Source organism: uncultured Arthrobacter sp. (genome assembly GCF_947495145.1).
Classification (GTDB): domain Bacteria; phylum Actinomycetota; class Actinomycetes; order Actinomycetales; family Micrococcaceae; genus Arthrobacter_D.
In genome coordinates this window covers 35,543-56,493 of sequence record NZ_CANLXP010000003.1, presented here as the reverse complement: position 1 = coordinate 56,493, position 20,951 = coordinate 35,543, and the positions used below count along the sequence as shown (strand labels likewise).

Annotated in this window: 24 protein-coding genes and 1 riboswitch; of the genes, 15 read left to right on the top strand and 9 right to left on the bottom strand. The window is 64.1% G+C overall.

The window, feature by feature from the left end:
* Positions 1-48 precede the first annotated feature (48 nt).
* The 6 genes from Q0877_RS03030 to Q0877_RS03005 all read right to left on the bottom strand — a co-directional run bounded on the left by Q0877_RS03030 (position 49) and on the right by Q0877_RS03005 (position 4,134).
* A complete protein-coding gene (locus tag Q0877_RS03030; protein ID WP_299165647.1) occupies positions 49-957 on the bottom strand; it encodes a LysM peptidoglycan-binding domain-containing protein in 909 nt (302 codons plus the stop codon).
* Between the two features lie 4 nt (positions 958-961).
* A riboswitch (cyclic di-AMP (ydaO/yuaA leader) is annotated at positions 962-1,151 on the bottom strand.
* A 110-nt stretch (positions 1,152-1,261) separates the two neighbouring features.
* The gene (locus Q0877_RS03025; protein ID WP_299165646.1) at positions 1,262-1,543 is read right to left on the bottom strand and encodes a YtxH domain-containing protein; all 282 of its coding nucleotides are present in this window, start codon (positions 1,541-1,543) and stop codon (positions 1,262-1,264) included.
* Positions 1,544-1,620: 77 nt separating this feature from the next.
* Entirely contained in the window at positions 1,621-2,556 is a 936-nt protein-coding gene (gene mutM, locus Q0877_RS03020; protein ID WP_299165645.1) for a bifunctional DNA-formamidopyrimidine glycosylase/DNA-(apurinic or apyrimidinic site) lyase, read from the bottom strand.
* Positions 2,557-2,571: 15 nt separating this feature from the next.
* On the bottom strand, positions 2,572-3,294 hold the full coding sequence (rnc, locus tag Q0877_RS03015; protein WP_299165644.1) for a ribonuclease III: 723 nt from the start codon (positions 3,292-3,294) through the stop codon (positions 2,572-2,574).
* Between the two features lie 58 nt (positions 3,295-3,352).
* On the bottom strand, positions 3,353-3,556 hold the full coding sequence (gene rpmF, locus Q0877_RS03010) for a 50S ribosomal protein L32 (protein ID WP_056548281.1): 204 nt from the start codon (positions 3,554-3,556) through the stop codon (positions 3,353-3,355).
* Between the two features lie 2 nt (positions 3,557-3,558).
* Positions 3,559-4,134, bottom strand: coding sequence for a DUF177 domain-containing protein (locus Q0877_RS03005; RefSeq protein WP_299165883.1), 576 nt, complete (start codon positions 4,132-4,134; stop codon positions 3,559-3,561).
* Between the two features lie 130 nt (positions 4,135-4,264).
* Here Q0877_RS03005 and Q0877_RS03000 point away from each other — a divergent pair, with 130 nt between their 5' ends.
* The 4 genes from Q0877_RS03000 to Q0877_RS02985 all read left to right on the top strand — a co-directional run bounded on the left by Q0877_RS03000 (position 4,265) and on the right by Q0877_RS02985 (position 7,540).
* On the top strand, positions 4,265-4,837 hold the full coding sequence (locus Q0877_RS03000; RefSeq protein ID WP_299165641.1) for a YdcF family protein: 573 nt from the start codon (positions 4,265-4,267) through the stop codon (positions 4,835-4,837).
* 125 nt (positions 4,838-4,962) lie between these two features.
* Positions 4,963-5,718: a molybdate ABC transporter substrate-binding protein gene (gene modA, locus Q0877_RS02995; protein WP_299165640.1), complete on the top strand. Its 756-nt coding sequence runs from the start codon at positions 4,963-4,965 to the stop codon at positions 5,716-5,718.
* Positions 5,715-6,506, top strand: a complete 792-nt coding sequence (locus tag Q0877_RS02990; protein ID WP_299165639.1) for an ABC transporter permease — start codon at positions 5,715-5,717, stop codon at positions 6,504-6,506. Before modA ends, Q0877_RS02990 begins: the two co-directional genes overlap by 4 nt.
* Positions 6,503-7,540 carry a sulfate/molybdate ABC transporter ATP-binding protein gene (locus Q0877_RS02985; RefSeq protein ID WP_299165638.1) on the top strand — a complete coding sequence of 346 codons (1,038 nt, stop codon included), beginning with the start codon at positions 6,503-6,505 and terminating at the stop codon, positions 7,538-7,540. The genes Q0877_RS02990 and Q0877_RS02985 overlap by 4 nt, the downstream gene beginning before the upstream one ends.
* A 4-nt stretch (positions 7,541-7,544) precedes the next feature.
* Here the strand turns inward: Q0877_RS02985 and Q0877_RS02980 are convergent, their stop codons facing one another.
* Complete coding sequence (locus tag Q0877_RS02980; RefSeq protein ID WP_299165637.1) at positions 7,545-7,850, bottom strand: hypothetical protein; 306 nt, start codon at positions 7,848-7,850, stop codon at positions 7,545-7,547.
* Positions 7,851-7,906: 56 nt separating this feature from the next.
* The gene (gene coaD, locus Q0877_RS02975) at positions 7,907-8,383 is read right to left on the bottom strand and encodes a pantetheine-phosphate adenylyltransferase (protein ID WP_299165636.1); all 477 of its coding nucleotides are present in this window, start codon (positions 8,381-8,383) and stop codon (positions 7,907-7,909) included.
* A 76-nt stretch (positions 8,384-8,459) separates the two neighbouring features.
* Between coaD and Q0877_RS02970 the strand changes: the two genes are divergently transcribed.
* The 11 genes from Q0877_RS02970 to Q0877_RS02925 all read left to right on the top strand — a co-directional run bounded on the left by Q0877_RS02970 (position 8,460) and on the right by Q0877_RS02925 (position 19,363).
* Positions 8,460-9,686, top strand: a complete 1,227-nt coding sequence (locus Q0877_RS02970) for an aminotransferase class I/II-fold pyridoxal phosphate-dependent enzyme (protein WP_299165635.1) — start codon at positions 8,460-8,462, stop codon at positions 9,684-9,686.
* A complete protein-coding gene (locus Q0877_RS17090; protein WP_367182116.1) occupies positions 9,683-10,222 on the top strand; it encodes a spermidine synthase in 540 nt (179 codons plus the stop codon). The genes Q0877_RS02970 and Q0877_RS17090 overlap by 4 nt, the downstream gene beginning before the upstream one ends.
* Positions 10,212-10,457 carry a hypothetical protein gene (locus Q0877_RS17085; protein ID WP_367182115.1) on the top strand — a complete coding sequence of 82 codons (246 nt, stop codon included), beginning with the start codon at positions 10,212-10,214 and terminating at the stop codon, positions 10,455-10,457. The genes Q0877_RS17090 and Q0877_RS17085 overlap by 11 nt, the downstream gene beginning before the upstream one ends.
* Before the next feature lie 119 nt (positions 10,458-10,576).
* Positions 10,577-10,867: a DUF1540 domain-containing protein gene (locus Q0877_RS02960; RefSeq protein ID WP_299165634.1), complete on the top strand. Its 291-nt coding sequence runs from the start codon at positions 10,577-10,579 to the stop codon at positions 10,865-10,867.
* A gap of 215 nt (positions 10,868-11,082) precedes the next feature.
* Positions 11,083-12,324 carry a glycosyltransferase family protein gene (locus Q0877_RS02955; RefSeq protein WP_299165633.1) on the top strand — a complete coding sequence of 414 codons (1,242 nt, stop codon included), beginning with the start codon at positions 11,083-11,085 and terminating at the stop codon, positions 12,322-12,324.
* The gene (locus Q0877_RS02950) at positions 12,311-13,639 is read left to right on the top strand and encodes a glycosyltransferase family 4 protein (RefSeq protein WP_299165632.1); all 1,329 of its coding nucleotides are present in this window, start codon (positions 12,311-12,313) and stop codon (positions 13,637-13,639) included. Before Q0877_RS02955 ends, Q0877_RS02950 begins: the two co-directional genes overlap by 14 nt.
* Entirely contained in the window at positions 13,636-14,763 is a 1,128-nt protein-coding gene (locus tag Q0877_RS02945; RefSeq protein ID WP_299165631.1) for a glycosyltransferase family 4 protein, read from the top strand. Before Q0877_RS02950 ends, Q0877_RS02945 begins: the two co-directional genes overlap by 4 nt.
* Positions 14,763-16,595 (top strand): ABC transporter ATP-binding protein, encoded by a 1,833-nt coding sequence (locus Q0877_RS02940; protein ID WP_299165630.1) that lies wholly within the window; start codon positions 14,763-14,765, stop codon positions 16,593-16,595. The genes Q0877_RS02945 and Q0877_RS02940 overlap by 1 nt, the downstream gene beginning before the upstream one ends.
* Positions 16,592-17,845: a phosphotransferase gene (locus tag Q0877_RS02935; RefSeq protein WP_299165629.1), complete on the top strand. Its 1,254-nt coding sequence runs from the start codon at positions 16,592-16,594 to the stop codon at positions 17,843-17,845. The genes Q0877_RS02940 and Q0877_RS02935 overlap by 4 nt, the downstream gene beginning before the upstream one ends.
* The gene (locus Q0877_RS02930) at positions 17,842-18,972 is read left to right on the top strand and encodes an aminoglycoside phosphotransferase family protein (RefSeq protein WP_299165628.1); all 1,131 of its coding nucleotides are present in this window, start codon (positions 17,842-17,844) and stop codon (positions 18,970-18,972) included. Before Q0877_RS02935 ends, Q0877_RS02930 begins: the two co-directional genes overlap by 4 nt.
* A gap of 109 nt (positions 18,973-19,081) precedes the next feature.
* The gene (locus Q0877_RS02925; protein ID WP_299165627.1) at positions 19,082-19,363 is read left to right on the top strand and encodes a hypothetical protein; all 282 of its coding nucleotides are present in this window, start codon (positions 19,082-19,084) and stop codon (positions 19,361-19,363) included.
* A 63-nt stretch (positions 19,364-19,426) separates the two neighbouring features.
* Here Q0877_RS02925 and Q0877_RS02920 read toward each other — a convergent pair whose 3' ends face one another.
* Positions 19,427-20,824, bottom strand: a complete 1,398-nt coding sequence (locus tag Q0877_RS02920; RefSeq protein ID WP_299165626.1) for a UDP-glucose/GDP-mannose dehydrogenase family protein — start codon at positions 20,822-20,824, stop codon at positions 19,427-19,429.
* Between the last annotated feature and the right edge of the window lie 127 nt (positions 20,825-20,951).

Sequence of the window (20,951 nt, the reverse complement as noted above, 5' to 3'; positions counted from 1 at the left end):
GTTCTCCCTTTCGCTTCTCAGATTACTTCGGGTGTGCGCTATGAATCTCTAGAGACGCACGAAGAACGATCCGGCCAAGTCGCTTAGTGGGTGCTCCATGGTGAGGTTTGCACCATTCATTCCACTGCTGATGACCTGTCCGCCACCCGCGTAGATTCCAACGTGTCCGGGCCTGATAACGAGGTCACCCGGCGCCGGAGAGCTCACCCTGGTGCCGTAATCAGCAAACTGCAGAGGGCCGAGATCGCCGACCGGCATACCGGCTGCGGCCATCGCAATCTCGACGAGACGGGTGCAGTCTTGAACAGTGCCAGCGGCAAGCTGTGCACGAGCCGAAGCGAGAACGGTCGCACCCGCTCCGCTCGATGCCCCGTCAGCCACCTGAATGTTAGTGGAGGAAGCTAGGTTGATGCCCATGTTGCTGGTGTCTGCCGGAGCGACAGCAGCTGCCTGGACCTGCGGTGCAGGTGCGGCTGCGGGGGCAGCAACCTGGATCTGCTGTACAGGAGCGGCAGCAGGCGCCGGAGCAGCAGCAGCACTGCCGGACAGGCTGATGACCTGGCCCGGGTAGATAACTGAATCCCAGCCGAGGCCGTTGGCAGCGAATACGGCGTCAAGGCTGACGCCGTAGTTTGCCGCGATCGAGCCGAGGGTGTCACCGGACTGTACGGTGTGGGCGGGAGCGTCTGCGGCAGGTGCCGGAGCTGCAGGCGCTGCAGGTGCTACCGGCGCAGCCGTTGCCTGGACGCTGACCTCAGCGGCCGGGGTGGCAGTGGAAGTGGTGGTGGTTCCCGCACTTGCCGGAAGGGCGGCTCCGAACATGATTCCGGAAGCTGCGACCACTACGGCTGCGGGGCGGCCAACGGTGCCAGCGTGGGAGCTGACTGCCTTGGACACGACCTGCATGGTGCTGGGCGGTGTTGCACGGTGGCGCGCGATATGACGGTTCTTGGACACAGAAATAGCCTCTCCCAATGCCTGCGAAGTTAGCTGTCGGATTCGGATGGGAGCCACCCGGACGGCCGGCTTGAGCCGGTGCGTCTTCACCCCTAGAACTTCCTGAAGAAGCCCGCTATCTGGTTCCCCCGCTCCTGCCGCTGTGTGTAGCGAACGGACCTTCCGGCGGCGGCAGGATTAGGCAATCCACCAGAAGGAAGCCGGGCTTTTGAGCCCGGCGTATCCATAACGTTACATACCTTTCCTTGAAATGTCACGTTTCGATCACAGGAAGGACAGACTGAGCTCCTGGGTGCAACCGGAATCAGATCTTGTATTCGTCCGTAGGGTTCTTCGGAGCGTCCTGATCGCCGTTGCGATGCAGCGCTGACTGCGCCTTCTTTACCGCTTGCTCAGCCTGTGCCTGGACCTCCGGCGCTTTGGCCTTGACCGTCTCCGATGCCTGCGAAACCTTGTCCTGAACCTTCGGGTTGTTCCAGAGCTCGTTCGCCTTGACCTTGATCTGCTCGTAACTGGCACGACCGGCCCGGGCGCCCAGAACGTAGCCTGCTGCCATCCCCGCCGCAAAAACCAACTTGTTCTTCATCGCGATACTCCTGACGTGTCGGATACTGAGGTATCGAATCTAGTCAGCATACTTACTTTTGTCACGTCAGGGGATGCTTACCAACGTCCGCTGCGCGGCCGCGGCTGGCATCGGGGACAGGTGTAGGAAGACCGGTTCATGAAGATGTCCCGCCGGATTCGTGAATCCAAGCCGAGGGCTGAGCATCGCCTGCAGGGCTCTCTCTCCCTGCCGTAGGCATTGAGAGATCGTTCAAAGTAGCCTGAGGCGCCGTTCACATTCACATAGAGGGAATCGAAGCTCGTCCCGCCTGCGTCGAGCGCCCGGGTCATCACTTCCCGGCAGGAGTCGACCAGCCGCACGGCTTCGGCACGGCGCAGCGTGTCAGTGGCCCGGGCATAGTGCAGCTTGGCCGCCCACAACGACTCGTCGGCATAGATGTTCCCCACGCCCGAGATGAGGGTCTGGTCAAGCAGCGCGCGCTTCACGCCGGTACGCCGTGCGCGCAGCTTCCGATAGAAATCCTCGAACGAAAATGCAGGGTCGAGGGGATCCCGGGCGATATGGGCTGCTTCAACCGGAACCAGGGGCAGGGGATTCTCCCCCAGACCCCCGGGAAGCCCATCAGAAGTGGGAACCATGCCAGTGACGAAGAGACCGCCGAAGATTCGCTGGTCCACGAAGCGGAGCTCGTCCGGCATCGAGGCATCGCCAGCCGCCTTCGACAGCCTCAACCGAACCTTCAGGTGCTTCTCATCGGGTTGCGCGCGATCCTCAACCAACAGCTGACCGCTCATTCCGAGATGGGCTACCAGTGCTACCGGGGCGCCGGTGAGCGGCAGCCAGAGGAACTTGCCGCGACGTACGGTGTCGCTGACGCGGGCTCCGATGAGGTTGCCGATGAAGTCCTCGGTGCCGAGGGCATGACGGCGGATGGATCGTGGGTCAAGAACGTCAACCGCGTCGATGCGGCGACCGCGGACCCAGCGCGCAAGACCCCGGCGGACCACCTCCACTTCGGGGAGCTCAGGCAATTACGGCTCCCGGAATCACGTAGACTGCTGTGCCTCCGCGGCGGCCTGTGCAGTGCCGCCCTCAGTCTGCAGAAGCTTCCAGGAGGCGGCGGCAGCCTCCTGTTCCGCTTCCTTTTTGGACCGGCCGGCTCCGGAACCGTAGCTAGCTCCGCCGATGACCAGCACGGCTTCGAACCGGCGGTCATGATCAGGCCCGAACCCTGTGACCCGGTAGTCGATTACGCCCATCCGTTGCGCGGCGGCTATCTCCTGGATGCTCGTCTTCCAGTCGGTTCCTGCGCCGAGCGCCGCAGCGTCCTGAAGTACAGGACCGATGATGCCCATTACAAGGGACCGCGCTGTTTCCATTCCGTTGCTGAGGTAGGTTGCACCAATGATGGCTTCCATGGTGTCAGCAAGGATTGAGGACTTGTCCCATCCGTTGGTGAGCTTCTCCCCCTGTCCCAGAAGGATGTGCTTCCCCAGATCGAGGCTGCGGGCAATCTCCGCCAGCGCACGCGTGCTGACGACGGCCGAGCGCCGCTTGGCGAGCTCACCCTCCGAGAGGTCCGGATTGTCCCGGTAAAGTGCATCCGTGACGGAAAGGCCGAGGACGGCGTCCCCAAGGAACTCAAGGCGTTCGTTGGTGGGGATACCGCCCTGCTCATAGGCGTATGAGCGATGCGTCAGGGCAAGACGAAGCGTCTCGGCGTCAATAGTGACACCGAGACGCTTCAAAAGATCTTCTGAACTTTCCACGCGGACGACGCTTTCGCGGTCATTGCCGAAAGCACCGGAAACCGGTGCCGCCAGCAGATTAGACGTCGGCTACCTTGCGGCCCTTGTACTCAAGGAACAGTTCGGTGCCGGCAGAATCCGTAACGACCTTGGCCTGGTGGGCAAGACTGTAAGTGACGCGGCCGTTCTCAACCGTCTTCACCAGCTTGGGAGCAACAGCCTTCCACTGGGACCGGCGTGCACGCGTATTCGAGCGGGACATTTTCCGCTTGGGAACAGCCACGGCTAACTCTCTTCTCTCTTGTCTGACTCTGTCTTAACTTCTGGCTCAGCTGCATCAGGGCCGGCGTCCGCACCGGCCAACCCTGTCAGGGCAGCCCAGCGGGGGTCAAGGACCTCGTGCTGGTGTCCGGGATCCTCTTCCAGGCGCACGCCGCATTCGGCGCACAAACCCTGGCAGTCCTCCCGGCATACCGGCTGGAACGGCAGCGATGTCACTACCGCGTCCCGCAGCGTCGGTTCGAGATCGATCGTGTCGTTCTCGATCAGACGCTGCGCGTCCTCCTCTTCGTCCTCCGCCATTTCAGGGGCGTCGTAATAGAAGAGTTCCTGCACGTCGACGCTGCTGTTGTAGCGGAGCGGGTCGAGGCATCTACCGCATTCGCCGGATACTTCGACGTCAACGGTTCCTGATACCAGGATCCCCTCGTGTACAGCCTCGAACCTCAGGTCCAACTCAATACGGGAGCCTTCCTGAACGCCGATGAGCGCCACACCAAAATCCTTCGGTGCAGGCACATGTTCTTCTTCTGTCCGCATGGTTCCCGGGCTGCGCCCGAGATCCCTGACACTGAAGACCAGGGGCGAACTGAGATCGCTTTTGATGAAAACTCCTGTAGAACATGTGACCGACGAACCATCTTAGCCCGAAACAAAGCCCTGCCCCAAACCGAGAGGATCCCGTGCCGCCAAGGCCCCTAAACTTGATGACGTGACAGATCAAGCAGCGGCGAAGCGGGAAGCGGGACGCAGGCTGGTCCTCGCATCGGGCGCCGTGCTTATCTTATGGCTCCTGTCTTCCTACGCGTTGTTCTTCAATCCGCCGTTGGGCGAACCAGAGCAGGCAGATGCGGTGGTGGTCCTTGGCGGTGCGAGCTCCGAGCGCTTGCCTGTAGGGCTGGAACTGGTATCGGACGGCTGGGCGCCGGTGCTTGTCCTCTCACATACGGACACACCAGGGAACGTGGATGCCGATCAACGGTGCCACCGGCGGCAGGTCGAATCCCTCATCTGTTTCCGGCCCGATCCGATGACCACCCGGGGCGAAGCCCGCGCCATCGCCCGGCTGGCTGCTGACAAAGGGTGGGACACGATCTTGGTGGTGACCTCGCGCTACCATGCGGTGCGCTCATATCAGTACATCGATCAGTGCTCCAGCGCTCGAATCATCATGGCTGGCTCCGACCCGGAGTTGGGCGAGCTCGGGTGGATACCCCGATTCGTTGAAGAGAGCGCCGGCCTCCTGGCAGGTGCAGTTCGGCCCGTTTGCGCCAACCAGATCTGACCGGGTTGCGCAGGTTGCAGCAAGTTCCCGGAATCGGGTCACATATTCCAAGATATGCTCGCCTCCGTGACTCAAATTCGCCTGGTTCCGGCCGGCCCCGTAGCGCGTCCGCCGGGCGGTTCCCGGTGAGCCGCAGGCTGTCCCTTCTGGTGGGTGGTGTCGTCGTCCTTTCCCTGACCGCGTGCGGCAGCACTAGCCCGACGACGGACGCCACACTCAACGTCTACGCTGCGGCATCCCTTCAAGCTCCCTTCGAAAACATCGCCGGTGAGTTCGAAGCTGATCACCCCGAAGTGAGGGTGCAACTGAACTTTGCCGGATCCGCGGACCTCGCAACGCAGATCATCGCCGGTGCGCCCGCCGAGGTGTTTGCATCAGCCGATGCTGCAACTATGGAACGGGTTGCAGCAGAAGGCTTGCTCGCATCCACGCCCAGAACTTTCGCCACCAACACGCTGACCATTGCGGTGGCAGCGGAAAACCCACTCGGTATTGACTCACTGGAGTCGCTCAGCAACCCGGATGTCTCCACGGTCCTGTGCGCTCCGCAGGTGCCGTGCGGAGCCGCCGCTGAGGCAGTACAAAAGTTCAGCGGCATCCCGATCGAACCCGTCAGCGAAGAGGGCTCAGTCACGGACGTGTTAGGCAAGGTCTCCTCCGGGCAGGCAGACGCCGGTCTGGTGTACGTGACCGATGTGCAGGCGGCCGGCGGAGCCGTCGAAAGCGTGCCGTTCGACGCGGCCGGTCAGGCTGTGAACGCCTACCCCATCGCCGTGACAGGTTCCGGCGGGGAACTTGCCCAGGCATTCGTCGACCTGGTCACCGCACCGCCCGGCCAGGAGATTCTTTCCGCCTACGGGTTCGGGGAGCCTGACCAGTGACCGGGACCTACTCCGGAGTTCCCCGTTGGCTTCTGGCGGTCGCGGTTGTCGGAGCCTTGTTTCTGGTTGTGCCGCTTGGTGCCATCGTGCTTCGGGTCGACTGGGCCCGGTTCGGTGAACTGGTTAGCTCGGACTCCTCACGCGCCGCGCTGCTTCTCAGTCTGCAGACATCCGCAACCAGTACGGTGCTGTGCGTTCTGTTCGGGGTTCCCATGGCTTTCGCTCTCGCGCGGACCCGGTTTCGGGGCCAGCGGGTGCTTCGCGCGCTCGTTCTCCTGCCGTTGGTGCTGCCTCCGGTAGTCGGCGGCATTGCTTTGCTCTACACTTTCGGGCGGCAAGGTCTGTTGGGCGAATCGTTGCGGGTGGTGGGCGTGGACATCGCCTTCTCAACCGCCGCCGTCGTGCTGGCGCAGACCTTTGTAGCGCTGCCGTTCCTTGTGCTGAGTCTTGAGGGCGCACTGCGCACGGCGGGCACCCGGTTCGAAACCGTTGCCGCGACGCTGGGTGCACGCCCCACAACGGTGCTCAGGCGGGTGAGTCTGCCTCTCGTGGGACCGGGCATTGTGTCCGGTGCCGTTCTGTCCTTCGCCCGTGCCCTGGGCGAATTCGGTGCAACCCTGACGTTCGCGGGAAGCCTGCAGGGCGTCACCCGCACGCTGCCGCTAGAAATTTACCTGCAGAGGGAGACGGACCCGGACGCCGCAGTTGCACTGTCGCTTGTACTCGTCGCGGTTGCCGTACTGGTGGTCGCCGTTGCCCACCGGATTCATGAGGGCAGCACACAGTGAGTCTTCGGTGCAGCGCCCGCATCGAGACACGGAACTTTGACGTGCGGTTTTCCCTCTCGGCGGGGGAAACAGTGGCCGTAATGGGTCCCAATGGAGCCGGAAAATCGACTCTGCTCGGCGTTCTCGCGGGGCTCCTTCGTCCCGACAGCGGCTCAGCTGCCCTGGACGGACGAACTCTGTACGACGACGACGCCTGGCTGGCGCCGCATGTCCGCGGCATCGCACTGCTCGCCCAGGATGCACTGCTGTTCCCGCACCTCTCGGTTCTGGAGAACGTTGCGTTCGGGCCGCGCAGCGCCGGTGTCCCGCGCAGCGCCGCCAGACAGGCAGCGCTGCGCTGGCTGCGCGAGGTCGACGCCGATGACCTTGCCCAGCGTCGGCCGGCCAACCTTTCCGGCGGACAGGCACAGCGGGTGGCCGTAGCGCGCGCGCTGGCCGCCGAGCCCGCGCTCCTGCTGCTGGACGAACCGCTGGCCGCCCTCGACATTTCGATGGCGCCGCTGCTGCGCCGGACGCTGCGCCGGGTGCTTGCGGGACGCAGCGCAATTATCGTCACGCACGACATTGTGGATGCCCTATTGCTCGCTGACCGCGTGGTGATTATCGACGGCGGACGGATCGTCGAGGAAGGGCCTACGCGGTCCGTCCTGGAACGACCCCGGAGCAGCTTTGCGGCGGGGCTGGCTGGTGTGAATCTGCTGACCGGCGCGACCATACCAGGGGGCCTGCTCACGCCTTCAGGGATACAGCTGGCAGCACTGCAGGATCAGGACTTTCCACCCGGTGAGGAAGCGGCAGCAGTTTTCAGTCCGCGTGCTGTGTCAGTGCACAGGCTCCGGCCGACGGGCAGTCCGCGGAACGTGCTGCCCGTGACTATCACCGACCTTGAGCAGCACGGAGCCCGCACCACGGTACGGGCCGGTCATCTGAGCGCTGAGATCACCACCGCCTCAGCTGCGGAACTGGACCTGCTGCCCGGGGCGGAAGTGTACTTCAGCGTGAAGTCGGCAGAGGTGAGTATCTATCTGCGCTGACAGGTCAGCGTCTCTCGGACGAATGCTCCGCTGAACCCTCGGGCGCTGCCGGCCTTCCGCCGTCGTCGTCGTTTTGGGACCTCTCATCTGCCTGCTGCGTGGAAGCGTCCGAGAGCAGGTCCCTGTCGTCGAGTTCCTCGTTCAACTCTTCCTGACGGTGCTCAGTTTCAGGATCGGGGGTACCTTCCTCGACATACTCAACCTCGATCTGACGGTGAACCTTGCTGTTGAGGACCTCGACCTGACTGTCCTCAAGCTGATTCAGGTTTTCAGGGAACTTGTCCCCCGGCGTGATGCGGCTCTTGCCCATGTCTCCCCTATTCTGCGACTCCCTCAGAAGTCCTGATTGTACTGAAACGCAGACCGTTAGCGCGGATCTTCGCTCAGCCTCTTGAGCACTGCTTTGGGTACGAACGACGAAATGTCACCGCCCAGCGCTGCAACCTCCTTCAGCAGGGTTGACGACAGGTGCGAATAACTGGCTTCCGCCGGAATGAACACCGTCTCAATTCCCGCCAGCTGGCGGTTCATGGCGGCCATTGGTATCTCATACTCGAAATCGGCGCTTGACCGCAGGCCCTTCACGATCAGGTTGGCGCCCTGCTCCCGGCAGAATTCTGCGAGCAGTCCGTCACCCATAGGGCGCACCGACACACCTCGGAGGTAGGTAAGAGTCTCGCTCGCAATTTCCAACCGATCCTCGAGCTCGAATCGATACTTCTTTGCGTAATTGGTGGAGATTGCGACGATGACCTCGTCGAAGAGGCTGGCGGCACGGGCAATGACCTCGAGATGCCCATTGTGGATGGGGTCGAAGGATCCGGGGCAGACGGCTCGGCGCATACAACGAATCTACCGCCTGCACGCTGAATTTCGGTCCTGTCGGGACTGTAACTACAGGTTCGACATACTGGATGCCATGGAACCGAACCAATCCTCCGCAACGGGGCAGCTCTCCGGGTGGCAGCGCACCGCCCAGGGTGCCAACCTCCTTTCCCCCGACGGCCGCCTCGGGACCGTCATCTTTGAGGAGATTACGGCTCTCGCAGGAAAGCACAGCGCGATCAACCTCGGGCAGGGGTACCCGGACGAGGACGGTCCGGAACTCCTGCTGAACGCCGCCCGCGAGAACATCGCATCAGGCATGAACCAATACGCGCCCGGACGTGGACTGCCCGTGCTCCGGGAGGCGATTGCGGCCCACCAGCAGCGTTTCTACGGGATCCCGGTCGATGCTGAACGGGAAGTTGTGGTGTCAACCGGCGCAACTGAAGCCATAGCCGCGTCAATCCTCGCTTTCGCCGGGCCGGGCGATGAGGTCCTGACGTTCGAGCCGTTCTACGACTCCTACGGCGCCATCATCGGGCTCAGCGGTGCGCGGCACACCACAGCGCCGCTCACCGGCCCCGACTTCCAGCCGGATCTTGAGGCACTTGAAGCTGCCATGAACGAGCGGACCCGTGTCATCGTGGTGAATAACCCCCACAACCCCATGGGCACGATGTTCTCCCTGGAATCGCTCGAACGGATCGTCGAGCTGGCTGAACGGTTCGACGCGATTATTGTGACCGACGAAGTGTACGAGCACCTGACATTCGCTGCGAAGCATATCCCGGTGGCTACCTTGCCCGGCGCGTGGGAGCGGACCGTGACCATTTCTTCGGCGGGCAAAACATTCTCGGTGACGGGTTGGAAAATTGGCTGGCTGACCGGACCGGCAAAACTGGTGGAGGCAGTCCGGAGCGTGAAGTCCTTCCTCAGCTACAGTTCCGGCACGCCGTTTCAGGGCGCTGTTGCGCTGGGGCTGGGTCTGGAGGACGCGTTCTACCGCTCCATTGCCGAAGCGCTGCAGCGTAAGCGGGACGTACTGGGCAAGGGCCTTCGCGCCGCCGGCTTCGACGTCTTCACACCGCAGGCCACCTATTTCACAGTGGTGGACGCAGCCCCGCTCGGTATCACTGACGCCGTCGCCTTCGCCCGGCGCCTGCCCGAGCTGGTCGGTGTCGCTGCGATTCCCGTTCCCATGTTCTGCCATGAGCGCGGTGCTCTGCGCACGCGTTCACTCCTGCGGTTTGCATTCTGCAAGAAGGAGGACGTGCTGGCTGACGCGGTGCAGCGGCTGGCAACGTTGAGGGACCGGCTGTGACCGTTCCGTCACGCTATCTCCGGATGGCCGGCGCGCATGCAGAAATCGACGGGGATGCCTTCAACGACGGCGCTTTCATTCTGAGCATCGGCGGTGCACAGCAGTCCCACGTTGACCTAGCAGATCCCCGCAACGTGTTCTACGAGTACCTCCGCAGGATCGCGAACGTCCTGGACGTCTTCAAACCGGCCGGTGATCCGATCCGTATCCTGCATCTTGGCGCGGGAGCACTGACCCTAGCCCGTTATGTCCAGGCCACCCGCCCCGGCTCACAGCAGGTGGCGGTTGAGAGGGAACGGGAACTGCTTGCCTTCGTTGTGGAGCACCTGCCGCTACCGGCTGGAACCGATTGCGAGCTGCTTGTTGAGGATGCGCGCGACACACTCGCGGCCTGCGCGGAAGGCTCCTATGACGCCGTCGTCCTGGATGTTTTCCGGCGCAGACGGCGCGACCGAACTTGCGACTCCGGAGGCCTACCGGCTGCTCGTCCGGGCGATTGCGCCGGGAGGCGTTGTCCTCGTGAACGTGGGCGATGACCCTCCGCTCACCTTCGCACGCGAGCAGGCGCGACTGCTGCAGAACACGGGGCACGACGCCGCTGCACTGGGCGAGACGGGTATGTTCACCGGGCAGCATGCAGGCAACATTGTGTTGGCGGCGGCGTCACCCTGGGACGTTCAGTGGACGGCCGCCCTCACGGCCGCGGGACCGCACCCGGCGACCGTCCTTACAAGTGGCGACTACGAGGCTTTCAGCCTTACGAAGCGCTGATTTACGCGCAATTTTCATACGCTATTGATTCAGCGCCATTGGCCGGAAGCCGCAGTACCGTGGAACTAACGTGCTGACTCAGTACAGCTGGCTTCCCACCCACTACTGATGGAGGAATCATGACAGCGGAAGTGACAGAGGTATCCGATTGCAGCGTGCACAAGTGCGCATTCAACCATGATGGCTGCACTGCCTACGCGATCACGGTCAGCGGCAGTCCTGAGCATGCCTCCTGCGCAACCTTCATCGACACCTCCGAGACTGGCGGCCTGCCGATGGTCCTTGCTCATGTGGGAGCCTGCCAGCGCAACGAGTGCGTCCACAACAGCCATCTAATGTGCAACAAGCACGACGTGAAGATCGGGTCCGGGTCGGATCTCGCCGACTGCCTGTCCTACCAACCCCGGTAGCTTCCGCCCCGCACCGGGCGGAAATACGAGTGCCCGGCCTTCCTGCCTCTGACACTGCAGGCCGGACGGGCACTTCTGTGTCCGGTGACCACTCCGCCGGTGCCACCGCTCCAGATGAGAGCTCTCTCATGGACGGCTCACCAACGTCTCATCGCCTGCTGGCTAAATGGGAAACCTGCGGTCCTCGTTGGACGGCGGGGAAAGTTGGGGAAGCCATGACAGTGGACAACGACGGCGCGAAGAGTGCCGATCCGCACTTAGCCGGGACACTGCGCGTAGTCCTGTACTCGCACGACTCGCAGGGGCTGGGCCATACCCGGCGCAATCTCGCCCTCGCACACGCACTCACAGCCAGCTTCAGGCGGAAGGGACAGAAGGTGAGCGGCGTCCTGGTCACGGGCGTCGCTTCCGCCACCCGCTTCGAGGCGCCCGAAGGATGGGACTGGGTGGTGCTGCCCGGAATCACCAAGGGAGGCAACGGGTATGAACCCCGGCACCTGGCAATCCGGCAGACGAGCGTCGTCAGGCTTCGATCGTCGCTGATCGCCGCCGTGCTGAAGAACTTCCACCCTCACCTCGTGGTGGTGGACCGCCACCCGTTCGGCGTGGACCATGAGCTGGCGGCGGGGCTCGAGTGGCTGCGTCGCGGGCGGCCATCCTGCCGCGTGGTACTCGGCCTGCGAGAGGTTCTCGACCAACCTGCGGCTGCCCGGCGTGAGTGGGACGCCCTGGATCTGGAGCAAGTGCGCCGGAGTTTCGACGAACTGTGGGTTTACGGCGATCCGGCGGTACACGATGCCGTGCGGACCGGGGAGATTCCCCGGAGCCTTGCCCCCCTCGTGCGGCACACGGGGTACCTCTCCCTGGGACGCCCGGTCCGCCGTCGTACCGGCTCTACCGGCGTACCCTTCGTCGTCACAATGGCGGGCGGCGGGTCCGACGGCCTCGACCTCACACTCACCGCGGCCAAGGCCGCACTTCCGCAGGGTCTCGAGCAGCTCATCATCACCGGACCACAGATGCCCAAGGCTGACCGCGCGCAGGTCGAGGCCGCCGCCCGCCCCGGCACCCATGTAGTTGCATCCGTGCGGGACGCCCTTGCGGAGATTCAGTCGGCGTCCGCCGTCGTCGCAATGGGCGGGTACAACACGGTCTGCGAAATCATGAGCACAACTACGCCGGCGCTGATCGTGCCGCGGGTCGCCCCACGCCGTGAGCAGCTGATCCGGGCGCGAGGGTTGGCCCGCCATCAGTTGCTCGACTTCTGCCATCCGGATGAATTCACTCCGGGCACCCTATCTGCCTGGTTGCAGGACATGGCCGGGCAGGACGTTTTCCGTAGCGGGGTCAACCTGAACGGACTCACCACCATCCATGAATATGCCGCCGAGCTCCTCGCCGAGCCCGCCGATGCCTCGCGACACCACACGGATTGGACCCGCCATGCAGCTGTCTGAAACGGGGCGGATCGGTTACGTCCTGAAAATCTACCCGCGCTTCTCCGAGACATTCATTGTCACCGAGATCCTTGCCCGAGAAGCCGCGGGCGAGGAGCTGGAGATTTTCTCCCTTCGCCCGCCAGTGGACCCGCGCTTCCACCCCGAACTTGCTCGGGTGCAGGCGCCCGTGACCTACGTCGGCCGCCCGCAGAAGCTATCCGAGGGCTGGCCGATCATCGCGGCCGCCCACGCCATCATCCCGAACTTCGCCCAGCGTTTCGCGGACCTCCTGCCTGAGCTGGCTGAGTGCGACGCGTCGGAAGTTCATCAGGGGGTGGAGCTCGCGACCCGTGTGGTCGAGCGCGGTATATCCCATCTTCACGCCCATTTCGGCTCAATCGCCGCGCGCACCGCCCGCATCACCTCTGCACTCACGGGCATTCCGTTCTCCTTCACCGCCCATGCGAAAGACATCTATCACGAGCAGGTGGACAACGCTGAACTCATCCGGCTCATGCAGGACGCCCACCACACAGTCACTGTGAGCGACTTCAACCACCGCTACCTTTCAACCCTGGCGCCCGCAGCCTCCGATCGGCTCCACCGTGTGTACAACGGACTGGAGCTTGACCGCTTTCCCTTCCGGCGACCGGCTCCCGTGCATACGCCCTTCCGTGTCGCCGCCGTCGGCCGATTGGTGGAGAAGAAGGGCTTCTCGCTCCTGATCGACGCCGCCGCGGCGCTGGTTCGCTCCGGCATGCAGGTAGACGTGCGCATCGCAGGCGGCGGGGAACTGGCGGATAGCCTGGCAGAGCGCATCAGATTGCTTGGTCTGAGTGAGCACATCCGGTTGCTTGGTCCGCAAACCCAGAGCGAAGTGATTGACCTCCTGCAATGGGCCGATGTGTTCGCTGCCCCCTGCGTCATCGGAGCGGACGGCAACGCCGACGGACTACCGACAGTCCTGCTTGAAGCCATGGCGATGGGCGTGGTGTGCATCGGCTCCGATGTCACCGGCATACCGGAGGTCCTCGGCGGCCCGGACGGAACCGATACGGGTCTGCTTGTGCGCGCGGGGAATGTCGAGGACCTGATTCAGGCGCTGGAGACGGCAGCTTCCGACTCCTTCGACCGTGCGGCAACGGCCTGTGCTGCCCGATCACTCATTCAACGGTGCTTCGATTCCCGGATCCAGTCGGCACAGCTGAGGCGGCTATGCGCCGAGGCAGCGGCGGAGGCTCTGGCTACGGGGCCGGACGCGATCCCGTCAGCGCCCTCGTCCGCTATCCCGCCGTCCACCAGGTCCCCGAAAATTGAGGCGGTGGCACGATGAGGCGCATCGCGTACCTGTGTGTTGACCCCGGCGTGCCGGTGTTCGGCACCAAAGGTGCCTCAGTGCATGTGCAGGAAATCATCCGTGCCTGGCGGAACCGTGGTGCAGAAGTGACTGTGTACTGCACGCGGACCGGCAGCGATGTTCCGGCCGATCTGGCAGACCTGACCGTCGTCGTCGTGCCCGTGACGGGTAAAGGCGCCACGCGGGAGGCCTCGCAGGCTGCCGTTGCCGCTGAACTGGCCCAGCGGGTTCTCAACGATGGCGCGGATGCAGTCTACGAGCGTTACTCGCTCTTCAGCGATGCACTTGCCCGTGTTACCGCCGAGCTGCGTATCCCGGGCTTCCTTGAGGTCAACGCGCCGCTGATCGACGAACAGCGGACTTATCGGATTCTGCATGACGAGACCGCGGCGACCGCGGCACTGCAGCTTCAGGTTGCCGCTGCTACGCGGACGGTATGCGTCTCCGATCCGGTGGCCGACTGGGTCCGGAAACGGGTCGATCCAGGGGACCATGAGCGCATCCGCACCGTCGCCAACGGCGTGAATACCGACCGCATCCGTCCCTTCCCGGAAGCACCCGGCCGACCGGTGGTTGCTTTCGTGGGCACGCTCAAGCCCTGGCATGGGGTCGAGACCCTGATCGAAGCACAGGCCTCGGGCTCGCGGGCGTGGACCCTGCGCGTCGTAGGTGACGGCCCGCAGGGGCCGGCGTTGCGCAGCCTGGCTGAGAGAGTGGGCGCCGACGTCGACTTCACCGGCGCCGTGGCTCCCGAGAAAGTGCCGGAGCTCCTCGCCGGATGTGCCATTGCGGCTGCACCGTATCCGAGCACTTCCAACGACGGAGACCAGTACTTCTCCCCGTTGAAAATCTACGAGTACTGCGCGGCCGGGCTGCCCGTTGTTGCCTCCCGCGTGGGTCAGGCACCCCACATCATTGACGACGGCGTCACCGGGCTTTTGGTGGAACCGTCCGACCCGCACGCTCTCAGCGAAGCCATCAGCAGCCTCGCCGCAGCGCCGCTGGCCAGGGCAGCGATGTCCTCCGCGGCTCGCCGCGCAGCCACTGAGCGCCACAGCTGGGACACCGTGCTGAACCGGATCACCCAGGAGGTGGCGTGATGGGCAACACCATTCACACGACTCCCGAGAAATCCGCCCTTCGGCGAACATTGCAGACCATCAGGCCTCATCTGGGCGGCCAGGGACTCCTCATGGGCGGTGGGGTACTGGTGTTGCTGTGCGAGGTGGCGTTCCGGGTTCTCGAACCATGGCCCGTCAAATTCGTCGTTGACGCTGTTACCCGTAGCCTCGGAGCTGACTTCTCAGGCACCGGACCGGAGGCCACTCCCCTGCTCCTCCTGGCTTGCGGCGCTGCCCTCGTGTTCTTCACCGGAATGCGGGCCCTCTGCAACTTCGTCGCCACGCTCGCATTCGCGCTGGTCGGCTCGCGGGTGGCAACGAAGCTGCGTGCCGCAGTGTTCGACCACGTGCAGTCCCTGTCGGGCCGGTTCCACTCAGCCAACCGGACCGGCGACACGGTTCAGAGACTGGTCGGCGATGTTGGCCGGCTGCAGGAAGTCGCGGTCACCGCGGGGATGCCGCTGATGGCCAACTGCATCACCCTGGTTGCAATGGCAGGCGTCATGTTCTGGCTTGATCCGCTGCTCGCCCTCGTGGTCATCGCCGCCTGTGCCGGATTCTTGCTCCTTTCCAGGGTCAGCACCGACAAGATCACCATCGCCGCCCGCCGTACGCGAAAGGGTGAGGGTTCTCTGGCCAACACTGCGCAGGAGAGCCTGGGCGCCATCCGTGTTGTTCAGACCTATGGGCTGGAGCGTGCGCTCTCCGACCGTTTCGGCAGCAGCAACGAGCAGACCCTCAGGGAGGGAGTCAAGTCCCGTCGCCTCGCAGCAGCCCTGGAGCGAAGGACGGACGTGATTGTCGGTGTCGCAACCGCCGTCGTGCTTGGAGGCGGCGGGTGGCGCGTTGTTCAGGGAGCCATGACTCCGGGCGATCTGGTGCTCTTCCTCATGTACCTGAAGACTGCGATGAAACCGCTGAGGGACCTGGCGAAGTACACGGGCAGAATTGCGCGCGCCACCGCGTCCGGCGAGCGCGTGGCCGAGTTGCTCGAGGAGGAGGTGGACATCACCGACTCCCCTACAGCCCTTCCGCTGGGCAGGGTGTGGGGCGAGCTTGAGTTCCGGCAGGTATCGGCCTCATACAACGGGTGCGAAGTGCTTTCCGACCTGAACCTGTGCCTGAAGGAGGGTCGCAGCACGGCCATTGTCGGTCCTTCCGGCTCAGGAAAGTCGACGCTGCTGTCCCTGCTTGTCCGGGCAATGGATCCGCAGCACGGGTCTGTGCGCCTCGATGGAGTGGATCTGCCCGACATCACGCTCGCCTCCCTGCGGTCGAACGTGAGCCTTGTCCTTCAGGAAGCCGTGCTGTTCACCGGGACCGTCCGGGAGAACATCCGCTTCGGCCGCCTCTCAGCGACGGATGAGGAGGTCGAGCATGCAGCCAGGCTGGCACAGGCACACGGGTTCATCACCAGCTTTCCCGACGGCTACGACTCGACTGTCGGCGAGCGCGGTGGAACCCTCTCGGGCGGTCAGCGACAGCGAATCGCCATTGCCCGCGCAATGCTGCGGGACGCGCCGGTCGTACTCCTGGATGAGGTCACCACGGGGCTTGACCAGAACTCACGGACGGACGTGCTCCAGGCCCTTTCCACTCTCAGCGCGGGTCGAACCACCGTAACGGTGACCCATGAGGCGTCGGTGGCTTTGAAGTGCGACCGGGTTATCTGGCTTCAGGGCGGCCGGGTCCTGCTGGACGGCTCACCCGAGGAATTGATGCGCTATCCCCTCTTCGCGCGCTGGGTCGAGGAACAACGCACCTCCCGCCAGGACCGGGACGGTTCGCTTCCCATCGGGACCCTGCTGTGAGCAGCGTACTCGCTCCTCTCGACTCCGGCTTGCACTCGGTCAATCTCTTCTTTGACCCTGATGCGCTGAGTTCTCTCTTCAACCGTCCTGTTCGTGCCAGCCACCTGCGCTGGAAGCCCGGCACATCCGCGGTGGCCCGCCTTCACGACGGCGACGGCGTGCGTTGGCTTGCCATGTATAGCGCCGACGCGTCGGTGAAGCTGGAGAAGTCCTCCCGGCGGGCGCTCACACAAAACCTGGAGCTTGAGCGTTTTGCTCTCGATGACGGTGTGCTGGCGAGCGGGCCCATTACGCTGGATCCGCGCCTTTACGGCGTGCTCCGCCCGTTCCGCCGGGCGGCGCTGGATTCCCTATCTTCCGGCGTGCGGGTGCTCAAATACAACCCGTTGCGGCGTGTGGTGTTCAGTATTGCCACCGGTCCTACCGCCGGTATCGCCCCCGGTTCTACCGCCGGTATCGCTCCCGGTTCAATCACCGGGACCGGCCGATGCCTGGTCGGCAGGGCGAGTGCTGCGCGTCACGCAATGACCCGCAATATGCTCTCCAAACTGGCGGAGGGTGGGGTTCCCCTACTTGTTCCCCTCGAACCGCCGCTGTTGCCGGCGGGCCTACCGTTCGGGAAGCACCTGGAGTACCTGCCCTGGTACGGCTCCGGCGACCTCGGCACCGTCCCACCGGCGAAAGCGCAGCCGCCCGCACGTACGGCCGGCGGAGCGTTGGCCCTGCTGCACCGCCAGGCCCCGATCCACCAGGCACATACGTGGCGCGCCCCGGCGGGACGTCTGCGTTCGCTGGTGAAGGAAAACGTTGAGCTGATGCCTGAGAACCGGGACCGCCTTGAGCGTGTGCAGCGGCAACTGGAGTGTTTGCTGCGCCGGCCCGGCCTCGCTGGGGTAATCCATGGTGACTTCTCTGCCGACCAGATACTCGTCGACGGTAAGGACGTGCGCCTGATCGACTTCGAGCGGTGCACGTACGGTGCCGCCGCATCCGATCTGGGCAGTTTTGCTGCCGTCGAAGCACTTGAAGTTCGCCAAGCGGACCGCCGCAGCGTTCTCGCGCTGCCCCGAACGGCCGCCCTGCTTGACGGGTATGGCTCAGGTCCTGACACCGTGAACGAGTCCGAGGTGCTGACCTGGACCGCTTTCTACCTGCTGAACCGGCTCCGCGAACCGTTCCGTGCCTGTTCCCCCTCCTGGCGGCAACAGATGGACGCGCGTCTCGCAATGATCGAGGAGGTGCTGTGGTGAACCGCATTCCCGGTGAAGTTGCGGACGACGACGGCAAAATCGTACGAATCCACCGCGCCTGGCCGCGACGCGGCGGAAGCCTGATCGTAGAGGGTCGTGAGATCGGATCCGATCGGGTCCGGGCCGGGCGAATCGACGCAGGTGGCCGCGCGTCCATGGTGCCGTTCGCTCACGACCCTGCCCTGCCCGCGCTGAGCGCCGAAGGATTATCCGGGGAGCTGCTGGTGCACCGGCTGAAGCGGCGCGCCGTCGTGCGCTCGGATGGGCAGTACAGGAAGTTCGTCGCCGGCGGAAAGGCATCCGCCGTTGCCGATGCGCATCGGGTTGCAGTGAGAGCGCTGGCTGGGTCCGGGCTCGAGGTTCCCGACGTCGTCGCCTCCGATGAGTACAGCGTTACGCTGACTGCCGTGCCCGGTATGAGCCTGTTTGAGTTGGGCCGGACTTCGGGCCCTGCCAATGGGACGATCGCTCCCGGAAACGGCGGTGGCGCCGGGCAGGGGGCGCTGGAGGCTTGGGAGCGTTCCTGGAGGCTGTGGGCGATGCGATGGCCCGAGTTTGTTGGAGGGCCGGGAAGCACGGATGCATCGATGGCTGCACGGATCCACTCCGCGGCAGATGAGGTTCGCACCGTTGAGCGTTGGCTGGAACTTGGCGCCTTCAACGCCCTCGGGGTATCCGAGCGAAGGCTCCGGGGTGCGGCGGCAGGCGTCGCCCAGTCCCTGCTGGCTGGCACATCGCCTGTCCGACTGGCGCACAGGGACCTGCATGACAAACAAGTCCTCGTTGACCCTGACCAAGGATCAGTGGGAATCATCGACTGCGACACTCTGTCCGTCGCCGAGCCTGCCCTCGATCTGGCGAACCTGTCGGTGCACCTTGATTTCCGGGTGGCGCAGAATTTGTTGTCTGCCGGAGCGGCAGCCTTGGGCAAGCAGCACATCCGGGAAACTGCCCAGGCTCTTGAGATACCGCCCGCCCGCTTTGAAGCCTATGCTTCGGCGACCGCGATCCGGCTGGCGTGTATCTATGCGTTTCGGCCGCCCTACCGGACCGTGGCGCGTACCTGGTTCAACGCTCTTGAGACACGTCTTGTCGCCGCATCACGAGCTGGAGCGGCGTCCCGCTGACCCCCTTCCCGACACGAACATTAACCCCCGATAACGGACCTGTCCCGATTCGCTAACGACACGACGACACACGCTGAAATACTCAGCTAGCTGTTCAATACTGGGGTTCATGGTCACGCAGCAGTTCGAGGAGACAGTCAGGACAAAAGTTCGTCGGGTATTGCGTTGGGATTGCGCCCCTGCCGTGATTGTTCTGCTTGCAGTGGCGGTCTTCTGGATCGGAGGGTCACTGGAGTGGTTCCAGATGCTCCGCGTCCCTGAGAACGCAGTGGGCAACGTGGTCTGGCTCTACCTCATGCTCGCCGCGGTGGCAGGTTCGATCGTGTTGGGAGGCGGCGCCGTCGTCGATCTGGCTCGTCGTGTGAACCGACGGTCCGGGCAGGATCAGTAGCGGTACTTCCCCTCCCCGCCCAGCTGCCCGGCCGGTTTACCGGCGCGTATGAGGGCGGAGAAGCTAGGCCCGTGGTTCCGCCGCAACCCGGGGCCTGGCTTCTCCGATGAGCCTGGCATCCGCAGCGGCAGCGGCAGCAGATCCAGCCGCTGCCTTGGGACGTCCCAACGCACGGTAGGTCCAGCCGGCATCGCGCCAGGCCGTCGCGTCCAAGCAGTTCCGTCCATCGACGATTGCCGGCCGTGCGACCAGCCCGGCGAGATCTTCCGGATTCAACGTGCGGTACTCCTCCCACTCGGTGAGAACGAGGACGGCGTCGGCATTCTGCACAGCCTCCTGCACTGACGTTGCGTACGCGAGGTCAGGGAAGCGGCGTGCTGCGTTGGGAACCGCCTGCGGGTCGATGGCCGTCACCGCTGCCCCCTGAAGTTGAAGCTGGGCTGCGACGCTCAGTGCCGGGGAGTCGCGGACGTCGTCGGAGTTGGGTTTGAATGCCAGGCCGAGTACGGCGATCCGTTGGCCCAGCAGTGACCCGCCGCAGACCTCGCGGGCCAGATCGACCATGCGGGAGCGTCGCCGCATGTTGATCGAGTCAACTTCGCGCAGGAAAGTCAGCGCCTGGTCGGCACCGAGCTCTCCGGCGCGGGCCATGAAGGCGCGGATGTCCTTGGGAAGGCACCCTCCCCCGAACCCAAGCCCTGCGTTGAGGAACCTGCGGCCGATCCGGTCGTCGTGGCCGATGGCGTCCGCAAGCAGGGACACGTCAGCCCCGGTTGCCTCGCATACCTCAGCCATCGCGTTGATGAAGGAGATCTTCGTGGCCAGGAACGCGTTGGCAGAGACCTTGACCAGCTCGGCGGTTTCATAGTCCATAACCAGCCGCGGGCGGCCGTCGGCGAGTGCCTGGGCGTACACCTCATCCAAGATCAGTTGCGCACCGCTGTTCGCATCGTCCAACCCGTACACCAGCCGGTCGGGTTCCAGCGTGTCCTTGATCGCGTAGCCCTCTCGCAGAAATTCGGGATTCCAGGCCAGTGTCACGGAGGGGCACGCCTCAGTGATCCGGGTGGAAAGTCCACGCGCGGTTCCGACGGGAACGGTGGACTTTCCCACCACCACATCGCCCTCGCGCAGGTGCGGAAGAAGCGCATCAACACTCGCGGCTACGTGGCTGAGGTCCGCGCCATTCTCGGTGCGCTTCTGCGGAGTCCCGACTGCTATGAAGTGCACAGCGGACCCGGCGGCATCAGCGATGTCAGTCGAGAACTGCAGCCTGCCTGATTCAAGTGCTTCAGTGAGGAGCTCCGCGAGTCCCGGCTCGAAAAAGGGAGGCTCCCCTGCGCCGAGGCTGGCGACCTTCGCGCTGTCGACGTCGATGCCCACCACGTCATGTCCCAGCTTCGCCATGCACGCGGCATGCACTGCCCCTAGATACCCGCATCCGATGACCGACAACCGCATGATGAACTCCCCTTGCTGTGTCCCGTTTCAGTGGTCTTACGAAAACCGTACGGACGGCACATGGGGCGCAGATGAACTAGAGATGAGAGTTGGATGAGATCGGGCGGTCAGCTCTGTGCCCTTGGAG

Coding starts and splice junctions, on each gene's coding strand:
- Q0877_RS03025 (WP_299165646.1), bottom strand. CDS start 1,543: ATGAAGAACAAGTTGGTTTTTGCGGCGGGGATGGCAGCAGGCTACGTT.
- Q0877_RS02980 (WP_299165637.1), bottom strand. CDS start 7,850: ATGGGCAAGAGCCGCATCACGCCGGGGGACAAGTTCCCTGAAAACCTG.
- coaD (WP_299165636.1), bottom strand. CDS start 8,383: ATGCGCCGAGCCGTCTGCCCCGGATCCTTCGACCCCATCCACAATGGG.
- Q0877_RS02970 (WP_299165635.1), top strand. CDS start 8,460: ATGGAACCGAACCAATCCTCCGCAACGGGGCAGCTCTCCGGGTGGCAG.
- Q0877_RS02960 (WP_299165634.1), top strand. CDS start 10,577: ATGACAGCGGAAGTGACAGAGGTATCCGATTGCAGCGTGCACAAGTGC.
- Q0877_RS02955 (WP_299165633.1), top strand. CDS start 11,083: ATGACAGTGGACAACGACGGCGCGAAGAGTGCCGATCCGCACTTAGCC.
- Q0877_RS02950 (WP_299165632.1), top strand. CDS start 12,311: ATGCAGCTGTCTGAAACGGGGCGGATCGGTTACGTCCTGAAAATCTAC.
- Q0877_RS02945 (WP_299165631.1), top strand. CDS start 13,636: ATGAGGCGCATCGCGTACCTGTGTGTTGACCCCGGCGTGCCGGTGTTC.
- Q0877_RS02940 (WP_299165630.1), top strand. CDS start 14,763: ATGGGCAACACCATTCACACGACTCCCGAGAAATCCGCCCTTCGGCGA.
- Q0877_RS02925 (WP_299165627.1), top strand. CDS start 19,082: ATGGTCACGCAGCAGTTCGAGGAGACAGTCAGGACAAAAGTTCGTCGG.
- Q0877_RS02920 (WP_299165626.1), bottom strand. CDS start 20,824: ATGCGGTTGTCGGTCATCGGATGCGGGTATCTAGGGGCAGTGCATGCC.